Origin of the sequence: Fluviispira vulneris (genome assembly GCF_014281055.1) — a bacterium.
GTDB classification, from domain to species: domain Bacteria; phylum Bdellovibrionota_B; class Oligoflexia; order Silvanigrellales; family Silvanigrellaceae; genus Silvanigrella; species Silvanigrella vulneris.
Map to the genome: position 1 here is coordinate 304,896 of NZ_JACRSE010000002.1, position 12,012 is coordinate 316,907.

The 12,012-nt window shown below is 33.4% G+C and carries 7 protein-coding genes; all 7 read right to left on the reverse strand.

Features of this window, described 5'->3' with window-relative positions; all coding sequences use genetic code 11:
• Positions 1–142: 142 nt before the first annotated feature.
• Positions 143–1,825, reverse strand: a complete 1,683-nt coding sequence (gene ilvD / locus H7355_RS05190) for a dihydroxy-acid dehydratase (RefSeq protein ID WP_222435666.1) — start codon at positions 1,823–1,825, stop codon at positions 143–145.
• A gap of 181 nt (positions 1,826–2,006) precedes the next feature.
• Positions 2,007–3,047, reverse strand: a complete 1,041-nt coding sequence (gene ilvC / locus H7355_RS05195; RefSeq protein WP_186645657.1) for a ketol-acid reductoisomerase — start codon at positions 3,045–3,047, stop codon at positions 2,007–2,009.
• Positions 3,035–3,322, reverse strand: a complete 288-nt coding sequence (locus H7355_RS05200) for a hypothetical protein (RefSeq protein WP_186645658.1) — start codon at positions 3,320–3,322, stop codon at positions 3,035–3,037. The genes ilvC and H7355_RS05200 overlap by 13 nt, the downstream gene beginning before the upstream one ends.
• Before the next feature lie 9 nt (positions 3,323–3,331).
• A complete protein-coding gene (ilvB, locus tag H7355_RS05205) occupies positions 3,332–5,023 on the reverse strand; it encodes a biosynthetic-type acetolactate synthase large subunit (protein WP_186645659.1) in 1,692 nt (563 codons plus the stop codon).
• A gap of 275 nt (positions 5,024–5,298) precedes the next feature.
• On the reverse strand, positions 5,299–7,470 hold the full coding sequence (locus H7355_RS05210; RefSeq protein WP_186645660.1) for a 3-hydroxyacyl-CoA dehydrogenase NAD-binding domain-containing protein: 2,172 nt from the start codon (positions 7,468–7,470) through the stop codon (positions 5,299–5,301).
• 21 nt (positions 7,471–7,491) lie between these two features.
• The gene (locus H7355_RS05215) at positions 7,492–8,829 is read right to left on the reverse strand and encodes a thiolase family protein (protein WP_186645661.1); all 1,338 of its coding nucleotides are present in this window, start codon (positions 8,827–8,829) and stop codon (positions 7,492–7,494) included.
• Between the two features lie 493 nt (positions 8,830–9,322).
• The gene (locus H7355_RS05220) at positions 9,323–12,010 is read right to left on the reverse strand and encodes an ATP-binding protein (protein ID WP_186645662.1); all 2,688 of its coding nucleotides are present in this window, start codon (positions 12,008–12,010) and stop codon (positions 9,323–9,325) included.
• Between the last annotated feature and the right edge of the window lie 2 nt (positions 12,011–12,012).

The following is a 12,012-nucleotide window of genomic DNA, read 5'->3' on the forward strand; positions in this document are numbered from 1 at the left end:
AAAATAAATCCCTTGAAATAATATAGAAAAAAATTAATAACATAGGAATTTTTAAATAACAAGAAAATATTTAATTTTAAATTTTTTCAGATTATATTTTATTTTCGAAATTGAAATGGGAATCAAGTTGAAAAAAATTCTTTCAACTTAACTCACCATCCGTTATACAGCCAAGGCTTGCCGACGAAACATTTTTTATATATTTAAACAATGTTCCTTTTGTTACTTTATAGGGTGGCATGATCCATTTTTCTTTTCTATTATTTAATTCTTTGTCAGATATTTCTAAATGGATAGAATTGGTTTCAATATTTATTGAAATCATATCATCATTTTCGACTAGTGCAATGGGACCACCGACTTGGGCTTCGGGGGAGATATGGCCTATGATAAATCCATGGGAACCTCCAGAAAAACGTCCATCGGTGATAAGAGCAACGTCATTGCCGAGACCAGCTCCCATTATTGCAGAGGTGGGGCTGAGCATTTCAGGCATACCGGGTCCACCTTTTGGCCCTTCATAGCGAATGACAACAACATCGCCTTTTTTTATTTTCTTATCTTCAAGTGCTGCAAGCATTTCTTCTTCGGAATTAAATACTCTTGCCTTTCCTCGGAAAAATAAACCTTCTTTCCCTGTTACTTTAGCAACTGAGCCTTCGGGTGCTAAATTTCCTTTTAAAATTTGTAAATGCCCTGTTTTTTTTATCGGGTCACTGAGGGAATGAATGATTTTTTGCTCAGGATGTAGGCCTGGAACTTGTGCTAAATTTTCAGCAAGAGTTAGTCCTGTTGCTGTAAGACAATCTCCATGTAATAAATTATTTTCAAGCAACATTTTCATAACAGCTGGTGTGCCACCCTGTTTTTGCAGGTCGGCCATGGTGTATTTGCCACTGGGTTTGAAATCAGCAAGAAGAGGCACTCTGTTACTTACATTTTGGAAGTCATCCAGAGTTAACTGAATACCTACGGAATCGGCGACAGCAATTAAATGCAAAACAGCATTGGTTGAGCCTCCTAAGACTGTGATGAGCACCATGGCATTTTCAAAAGCTTTGCGCGTCATAATATCGGACGGTTTAATATCTTTCTCTAAAAGTTTGCGCATGGCAGTGCCGCTTTGAAAACATTCTTGTACTTTTAGGTTATCGATTGCAGGAGTTGAAGAACTGTAAGGTAAACTCATTCCTAACGCTTCAATAGCACTTGCCATTGTATTTGCAGTGTACATTCCTCCACATGCGCCAGCTCCAGGACATGCTTTTTTCAAAACTTTTTTTCGTTCTTCATCATTTATTTTTCCAGCTAAAAATTCGCCGTAGCATTGGAATGCAGACACGATATCGATATCTTTTCCATTCAGCTTACCTGGTTGAATTGTTCCACCATAGACAATAAAACCAGGGCGGTTTAGACGACCCAATGCCATGAGACAACCGGGCATGTTTTTATCACAACCAGGAATGGCAATGCAGCCATCATACCACTGAGCAGAGACGATTGTTTCTATGGAATCGGCGATGAGATCTCGGGATTGGAGAGAAAAGCTCATCCCATCTGTGCCCATAGAAATACCATCACTCACACCGATTGTATTGAAACGCATACCAACAAGCCCAGCATCCTCAACACCTTTTTTTACGTGTTCCGATAAATCGAGCAGGTGCATGTTGCATGTGTTTCCTTCGTACCACATGCTAGCTATTCCCACTTGCGCTTTTTTAAAATCGTCATCGTTTAAGCCTGTTCCATAAAGCATTGCTTGTGCTGCACCATGCGCAGCGGGTTCGGTAATGCGTGCACTGAATTTATTTAATTTCATAGTTACATTTCTGCTCGTTAAATAAGAAGTCATATTTAAATATTAAACTCGTTAAATAAAAAGTCATTGATAGATTAAAAGTGGAAATATCACGACTTCTTATTAAAAATTAAGTTAATATTATCGAAAATATTTTATGCTATTCTGGTAGAATCTTTCTTAAAATCTTACCCGTGTTTTGTTACTTTGGACGAAGCTTTCTCACTGTTTGTCCTACTTGCCAGATTTCTTCATTGTGAAGTTTTTCAAGTTCTTTATCTAAAGACTCCTTGTAGTCAGTTTTGCTATTTGCCGAGATTACAATTCGTGCTTCTTCACCTGTAGCAACACTTTTATAGAGTGAATTGAATACGGGAAGTGTGGCTTTTTTAAAGCGAGGCATCCAATCAAGCGCTCCTCTTTGTGCAGTGGTGGAACAATTTTTAAACATCCAATCCATTCCATTTTCAGAAATCAATGGAACAAGACTTTGGGTTAATTCCTCAACTGTTTCGTTAAAAGCTTCGCTCGGTGAATGTCCATTTTCGCGCAGAACTTCGTATTGTGCTGCAATGATTCCAGCTAGAGCGCCCATAAGTACGCCGCGTTCTCCGCAAAGGTCGCTGTAAACTTCATGTTTAAAATTCGTTTGAAATAAATATCCTGAACCTACGCCTATACCATAAGCCAATGCTTTTTCTTCGGCTCTTTTTGAAGCATCTTGGTGCACAGCATAGCTGGAATTAATGCCTTTTCCTTCTTTAAAAAGGGTTCTGACGCTGCGGCCTGATCCTTTTGGTGCAACAAGAATAACATCTATTCCAGCAGGTGGAACAACACCTGTTTTGTCAGAATATGTCACAGAGAAACCGTGGGAAAAACAGAGGGTTTTTCCAGGTGAAAGATATTCGCGCACGGTGCTCCACAATTGCATTTGTGCCGCATCGGATAAGAGGTAACTGATAAAAGATGCTTTCTGGCACGCTTCTTCTATAGAAAATAGATCTTTTTTTGGTACCCATCCATCCGCAACTGCCTTGTCCCAAGAGGCAGAATTTTCTCTTTGCCCAATGATCACATTAAATCCATTGTCTTTTAAATTGAGTGCTTGCGCAGGTCCTTGCACACCGTAGCCAATAACAGCGATGACTTCATTTTTTAATGCATTTTTTGCTTTTTCAAGAGAAAACTCTTCGCGTGTAACAACTGTTTCTTCGGTAAATGCAAATTTTAATTTTGACATACGTAAACTTCCTTATTAAGGGTTTTAACATGATTTTTAAGTTTAGCTTTAACTGTGGAGAGCTCAATGATTTTATTGAGTTGTTTTACTATTTTTTCAACTTTAAATTCATCAATTTCTACTTCAATATAAAAATTTGAACTTAAATTTTGTTTTGAGCTTTCAAATTTAAATTGATCAATAAGTAAACGATTTCTTAAAAAAACATTGGACAATCTTTGAAAGACATCGAGAGAATTTTCTGCAATGATCGAAATAACATATGTTGATTTCATAAATCCTCCTTAAGAAAAACGAACCTCGCCGACACCAGCACCCGATGGAATCATTGGAAAAACATTTTCACTTTTTAAAACTTTCACCTCTAAAAAATAAGATTCTTCTGCAGAAACAAGCTCATCTAAATAATCATTTAATTCAGTTTGATTTTCAGCTTTATTTGCACGAATGCCATATCCTTCCATGATTTTAATAAAATTTGGGTTGTGCATTTCAGTGCTTGAGATCCGATTTTCAAAAAAAAGTTCTTGCCATTGCCTTACCATTCCTAAAAAACTATTATTTAATACAATTATTTTTAGTGGGATTTTTTCCTGCATAATTACACCCAATTCTTGAATGTTCATTTGAAAACCCCCATCACCAATAATTGCAATGACCTCCCTATCTCCTGCTCCAAGTTTTGCACCAATTGCTGCAGGCAAAGCAAAACCCATCGTTCCCAGACCACCCGAAGAAATATGTGAATTTTTGCATTTAAAATTATAATAACGTGCAGCTATCATCTGATGTTGTCCAACATCTGTAACAATAACTGCTTTGCCATTTGTTTTTTGTGATAGAAGCTGGATAACTTCTGCCATCTTGATCTCTTTTTCATTTTTAAAATTCAATTCTTTGTGAACAACTTCATTATATTCTCTTTCATAATATTTATTAAATTTATCGATCCAATTATCATGATTATTTTCATGAACGCCTTCTTGGAGTATTTCAACAATTTCTTTCGCATCACCTACAAGAGCAACTGTGCATTTTACATTTTTATTTATTTCAGAGGGATCAATATCTATATGAATTATTTTTGCCTGTTTTGCATAGCTATTCAAATTTCCCGTGACGCGATCATCAAATCGCATTCCAATAGCAATGATTACATCTGCATCATTTGTTAAAACATTTGCAGCATAATTCCCATGCATACCAAGCATACCTACATATAGAGGATGGTCACAAGGAAATGCAGATAAACCTAAAAGTGTACAGGCAACAGGAATTTTTGCTTTATTTGCAAATGCTAAAAGTTCTTTTTCCGCTTTAGCTAAAGTAACGCCATGCCCAGCTAATATATATGGCTTTTTAGCATTATTAATCAATGTTATAGCGAGTGAAATATTATCTATATAATGGCGATCAAATTTTTTATTTAATGGAGTAAAGTCGAATATTTCATCATTGTATTCACACAATTCTATTTGGGCGTCTTTTGTAATGTCTATTAATACTGGACCTGGTCTACCCAATTGAGCGATATAAAATGCTTTTGCAATTATATAAGGAATTTCTTTTGCACTTGTGATTTGATAATTCCACTTAGTGATTGAAGTCGTCATTGATATAATATTTGCTTCTTGAAAAGCATCTGTCCCTAATAAAAAACTTGGGACTTGTCCTGTGATGCAAACAATTGGAGTGGAATCGAGCATGGCATCACAAATTCCAGTTATTAAATTTGTTGCGCCTGGTCCCGATGTTGCAAAACAGACTCCTGTTTTACCTGAAATTCTTGAATATCCTTGAGCGGCATGGATTGCTCCTTGTTCATGTCTTGTTAAAACATGTCGAAGTTTTTTATCGAAATCATATAGAGCATCGTAAATTGGCATGATTGCTCCACCAGGATAACCAAAAATCAATTCCGTTTTTTGACAAAGTAACGACTTGAGCAGCATGGCTGCACCAGTGATTTTTTCCATTTTATTTTCTCTTTTATTTGGAACTGAAAAACCCCCGGGCTCTGAGAGCAGCGGGGGTTTATAGTTTGTTATTTTGTCGTAATAACTCTATACAAAGCCCTCGCGTAGGGGATTTAGGATGAGCACAATAATGACGACTAGCACGACTATAGAAATATTTATTTTATTTTTATTATTGAGTCTATTAATTGTAGTGTTAGTCATAAATCCCTCTTCGGCTTCATATTCATAACGAACACTAAAGATTTATTATAATACTGTCAAGTAAGCTGTTCTTAAAAATCCCAATATGCTGCAGGCTCAAAACGCTTACCATGTTTTTGCGCTAATTCTTTTAATTTTTCTTTTACATTTTTCTTACCAAGAACTTTTGCATAGTGAAAAGGACCTCCTAAAAATGGAGGGAAACCAAGGCCAAATATTGCGCCTAAATCGCCTTCATCTTCAGATTTAATTATTTTTTCATCTAAGCATCGAGCAGCTTCATTTAAAAATACGTACACACACCTGTCAGCAATTTCTTTGTGATCGAAATTAATTCTGTCCATACTAAAATGTTTATAGATAGAAGAATCGGGTTTGTCTTTTTTATTGTCTATGTAACAATAAAATCCTTTATTGTTTTTTCGTCCCTTTCTATCTTCCTTGGCAATATTTTCAATTTCATTTGGTACTTTAAGTCTATCGGAGAACGCATCGAATAAAACTTGAATAATATGTTCACCCACATCGATTCCCACTTCGTCTAGTAAAGTAATTGGACCGACAGGCATCCCAAATTTTTCCATGGCATTGTCTATATCTTCGATTTTTCCACCTTCAGCTAAAATATTAAGAGCCTCTGCAATTTGGAAAGCTAAAATACGTGTGGTGTAAAATCCGGGACCATCATTGACTACAATTATTTGTTTTCCCATTTTTGATGCGAGATCAAATACAGCTGAAGCAGCTTCTTGAGATGTTTTATCTGTCGTAATTATTTCGACCAAAGGCATTTTTGGGACAGGAGAAAAGAAATGCATACCAACAACATTTTGTGGTTTTTTTGCGGCTGCTGCAATTTGGTGAATGGGGAGACTACTTGTATTGGTTGCGAAAATAAAATTATCATTTTGGATTGCATTTTCACATTTTTTTAAAACATCGTGCTTAATTTTTACATCTTCAAAGACCGCTTCAATCACGATTGGTGACGTTTTTAAGGTTGAGAAATTCATGGAGGGGCTCACACGATAAATTTGCGAATCTCTTTCAAACCATTTTATTCTTCTGCGTTTAAAACGTTCTTCAAAATAATTACTGACAGATTTTAAGCCCCTCTGCAGTCCATTGGCGTCTTTGTCGATCATTGCTGTACGGATATTTTTTTCAGCTAAGACCGTTGATATGCCACTTCCCATTAGGCCCGCTCCCAAAACTCCAACAGATGCATCACCTTGATTGAGCGGATCCATATAAAGGCTTTTTGCTTTTTCTTGGACTGATTTTGGGTATGGGTTTTTCTTTGCGGCTGTCATGATATTAAAAATATGCACGAGGGAACGACTTTCTTCACTGATCACGAGTTCACTAAAAAGTTTTGCTTCTACATCAAGACCTCTTTCAAGTGGTATTTCAACCCCCCGCATAACGGCTTCAAGCGCTTTTAACGGAGCTGGGTAACGGCCTTTTGTACTTTTCATGACCATTGAGCGGCTTTGTTTTGAAATAACTGCTCTGCCAAAGGGATTTCCTTCAAGGGCAATTTTTTGCATATCAAAATTGCCCTGCATAGATGAAACGATACCTAAAGAAGAGGGAAGTCTTCTAATAGAACCTTTTTTCTTTTTACAAAGTGCAAGTGCTTTTTCGTACAATTGATTTTCAGGCACGAGTTCATCGATAAGGCCCATTTTTAGTGCTTTTTTCCCATCTACTTTTTTCCCTGTTAGAATGAGGTCAAGGGCTTGGGCAATACCGACAAGGCGCGGTAGTCTTTGTGTTCCACCACCCCCCGGCAAAATACCGAGTTGGACTTCAGGTAAGCCCAATTGAGTGGATGCATGTGTTGTGCAAATGCGATAATGACAAGCAAGAGCAAGCTCCAGTCCACCGCCAAGACAAGTGCCATGAATTGCAGCGACAGTTGGTACTTTAGCGTTGGCAAAGTAATTTGTAATGCGATGAAGCTCTTTGCTCCCTCTTTCACCTGCCGCTTTATCTGTAAATGTTTTAAAAATTGAGATATCAGCGCCCGCTGCAAAGCAATTGTGTTTAGAAGATTTTATTATAATACCTTCAAGTTTATCATTCGCGAGTATTTTTGGCATGTTTTCATCAATATCAGCAAGCATTTCGATAGTGAAGCTATTCACACCTTTGCTTTCATCATTCATATCAATTATACAAATATTATTTTCATATTTAAATTGAAATACCTTAGATTTGGAAACAAGATTAGCAGACATATATTAATAACTCCTATATTGTTACTTTGTTTCAAGTAACACAGACATTCCTATTCCACCTGCAGCGCAAACTGAGACCAAAGCATATTTTCCATTTTTTCTTTTAGCTATTCTTAGAGCATTGCCAATCAAGCGTGCACCCGTGGCACCAAATGGGTGACCAATAGCAATAGCGCCACCTTGAATATTTAATTTGTCTGCGGGAATATCTCCAAATACGGGCATATTTAATTTTTCTCTGCAGAATTTTTCATTTTTCATGGCATCGAGGCAGCTCAGAACTTGTCCCGCAAATGCTTCATGAATCTCGTAGACGTCAATATCTTCTTTGCGCAGGTTATTATTTTTAAGAATTTTAGGAATGGTATAGGCAGGCCCAATCAATAGTTGATCATTGGGATCAACCCCTACAGTGATAAAATCAACAATATAACCAAGCACTGGTAGGTTTTTTTCTTTTACGTAATTCTCACTGGCGAGAAGAAGTCCAGCTGCTCCATCCGTCAGAGGACTTGCATTTCCTGCTGTTATTGTCCCTGTTTTACGATCAAAAACAGGTTTGAGTTTACTCATGGCCTCAATTGTGGTTTCAGGGCGGATCATATTGTCTTTATCGACAAAAATAGTTTTATCTTTTCCGCACCAGATCGGAATGATTTCGTCTTTAAGATAACCTGCTTCAGTTGCTTTTGCGGCATTTATGTGACTTTTATAAGCAAGTTCATCTTGACGTTCACGGGAAACGTTATTTTTAACACACATTATTTCTGCATGTTCGCCCATAGTGAGTCCTGTAAACGGTTCAGCTAGGGCTGGTGGTTTAGGCAAAAACCATTTTGGATTTACGCTACCAATCAAGGAAAGTCGCTCTTTAAATGATCTCGCTCTCGACATTTTGGTTAAAAAGCGACGAGCTTCATCGGAAAATGGGATGGGTACGTCAGAAAGAACTTCAACTCCACCTGCAAGAACCAGTTGATTTTTGCCAAGGCGAATTCTATCAGCAGCGATTTCTGCAGTTTGCAAAGAGGAATCGCAGGCTTTGTTTAAAGTAAATCCAGCAATTGTCGTTGGTAAACCTGAAAATAAAACAATTTCACGCGCAAGGTTGGCATTTTTTGTCTGCGGAATAACCACTCCCCAAATACATTCATCTATATCTGAGGCCTGTACTCCAGTCCTTGCTATCAGTTCTGTTGCAACCCTTAAGCTGAGTGATAAAGCTGTTTCGTTTTCAAAAACACCGAAGGATTTCACAAAAGGAGAGCGGACGGCGCCAACGACTGCTACTCGCTCACTTTTAGCATTGGAATTTTTTTTACTATCACCATATCTATCTTGGCTTTCATTGTTATCCATTTTTTCCTCACTGAGTTGTTAAAAGTATAAATCCACTCTTTTTATGGGTGTACAGTATCAGAAAACTTTCAGAGCCCCAAATTTTTAAGAAATTGCTTAGGAAAGTTTTAATTTTACTTACTCAATAGGAAACTTAAGTTTATATATTAAAATTATTGAAATAAATAAAATTTATACATTCCAGAGGGTGTCTACTTAATATTATTTTTAATTTTTTGTAAATAGTAAAAAAATTAAAATATAAAAAGTAACGTTTTTATTAAAATTTTTTTCTAAATATAAATATCGGTTATCAATTGAATTTTTTATTTTTTTCAAAAGTCAATGTCATTTTTTGACGATATCGTAACCTCTATTTCAAGTTGACGTTTTTTCAATAAGAAAAGTGGACCCATGCTATAAGTTAATAGACCCACGTAATCGTTTCAGATACTATGAAATACGTGCAATATTAAAGAATAAGGATTATGGCATTTGAGATTGATTAATAAATTTAATCAATAAATATATTTGGAAAAAGATTTATTATTTCTTCAAATGAACATGGTTTTTTAAAAATAAAACCATCAAAATTTAAAAGATCTTTTTCTTGAGGATTAAAAGCTGATGCAAGTAAAAATGGATTATTATAACCATAATTCCTTAATTCATCTAAAGCATTAGTTTCTATAATGTTTTTATTTATATTGTCGTAGAAATAGTCAAATATAATACACTTTACATCTCGTAACAGTTCATTATTTATTAAATACTCATCAATTAATTCTTCTGGGTTACTAAATACTAAGACTTCTCTGACTCGTAATGAGTTTTGCCACATTTCTCTAAAAAAAATGCAATCATCTACAACTATAATTTTATGATCATATATTTTATATAGATTATTTGATTGAAGATTAACTTTAATAATATCAATATAAATTTTTAGAAGTTCATGAGTATTTACTTTTTTTGCTGATAATAATGAATTGCGAAAATTATTGGTAATTAATTTTTCATCCATTAATTCATAGTTTATCATACATGTTATTTGATACTTGCTTTTGCTAAAATATTTAATGAAATTATTAAAAATTTTATTGTTATTAAATGATATAAAGTCATAAAAAATTAGACATAATTTTTCACCAGATATAATTTTTTCAGTTTCTTCTAACTTATTTATATTAATATAAGATATTCGTGATTGTTTATCAATAAAAAAATCATAAACTAATTTGTCAATTGCCTCTGCCCTAATTGGATTAGTGCAATATTTTACTAAAAATATATCTATTTTATAATTTAAGCAAACATTAGTTAATCTATTTAATTCATTCTTTAATGAGTCAAGTTTTATGTTTTTATTTTGATTTTCTTTTAAGATGAATATATTTTTTAAATCTGATTCTTGATTAATTTTTTTTAAGCATTCTAAATGAATTTCATTATTCGCAAAATTATTATTTTTATTTTCTTCTATTATTTTTATTGGGACATAATATGCAAGATTTTTTGGTAAAATCTTTAATTGTAAAGATGTACATTTTTCTTGAATCAGATTATCATCATAATAGCTAGTAACTAAAGTTGAAATATCATATAATTTATGTTTGCAGATGATATCAATTCCATTTAAATTTGATCCAATAAATTCAAAATCTATAAGTAACGTTATTTTTGCAAAATTTTTATATTTTGAAATTATTGATATAATTTGATCTGGATTATTAATGTTAATAATTTTTATTTGATCTGAATTACTTATAGCTTCTTTCAGTCTATACAAGAATATATCATGTATTGAGGGATCGTCATCTAATATTATTAAAATGCTATTTTTGCATACATTTATAGAATTAGCAAGCCAAATTGGAGGGTGGGTAAGTGGCAATTTTATAATAACATTCGTCCCATGATTTAATTTGGAAGAAATATCCAATATTCCATTCCATGATTTTATAAATGCTATCGAACTCGATAAACCAATTCCACAACCTGATTTTTTTGTAGTATTTCCTTTAATTGCCATTAATAATTGTTCTTTGCTCATTCCACAACCATTATCTGCTAATGTTATTTTTATTGCGTCATTAGTACTTTTTATATCAATTTTTATGATTCCCTCTTTTTCAAAAGACTCTACTGAATTGTCAATAAGATTAGATATAACATTTAAAAATTGAAACCTATTTATAATCGAAGTCTTAAAATAAGAGTTTTTTTCGCAGTTTATTTCAAAAATAATTTCATTCTTTTTATATTGTACCTTTTTTTCAGATACGATTTTATCAATTAATATTGAAATTATTTCGTTAGACATTTTATCATTGGATTCGCACTTTCGAAATTTATTAATTAGCTTACCAGTTATATCCTCAATCCTATCTGTTGCGCTTCTTATAAGATGTCTTTCATTTTCAGGTAGTAAATTTAGACTTTTCAATGATATTTTTAAAACTGCTAGTGGAGATTGAATATCGTGCACCACTTGTGAAGCAATTTTTAAGATTGTTTCAGTCTCAGTTTTTTGAATTAATTGATTTCTGGTATTAACTACATTTTTAGCCATTTGTACTAATCTTTTTTTTAAATATTCTAGCTCATAAAAATTTGTTTTTATAAATATATAATTATTCGCTATCTCATCTATTGATGAATTTTTTAATAATGATGATATTTGATATATTGGTTGTCCAAAATATTTGCTAATAAAATTCAATAAAAATATAATTATTACTGTAGTTAATAAAGCACAAATTAATATGGCATAGATAGATTTGATTAATAATGTTTTGACGGAAAAATAAGAATAATTAGATATAGTTGTTGATGCAATATGCTTGTGATTTTCATCAAAATATCCATGTGTTTTAACGAAACCAATTTCGTGTTTCAGTGAATCTTTAGAAGAAAACTCACAAATTACATTGTCTGATGAATCGATTACTTTTATAGAAACAAGTTTTCCAGTATCATAAAATATTTTACATTTTCTATAAACTTCAGCATAGAATCCTGTAAGTATATCTTTCTGAATCGAATCTGAAAAAAGTTCTTGTAAAACAACAATAGTATTTTTAAATGAATAATCTAATGATTTTTTAACAATATAAAAAGAGAGAATTGAGTAGATGAACAAAATTGAAAAGAATGAGACAAATGTAAATATTAAAATTTTACTTCTGAAACTTAATTTCATAT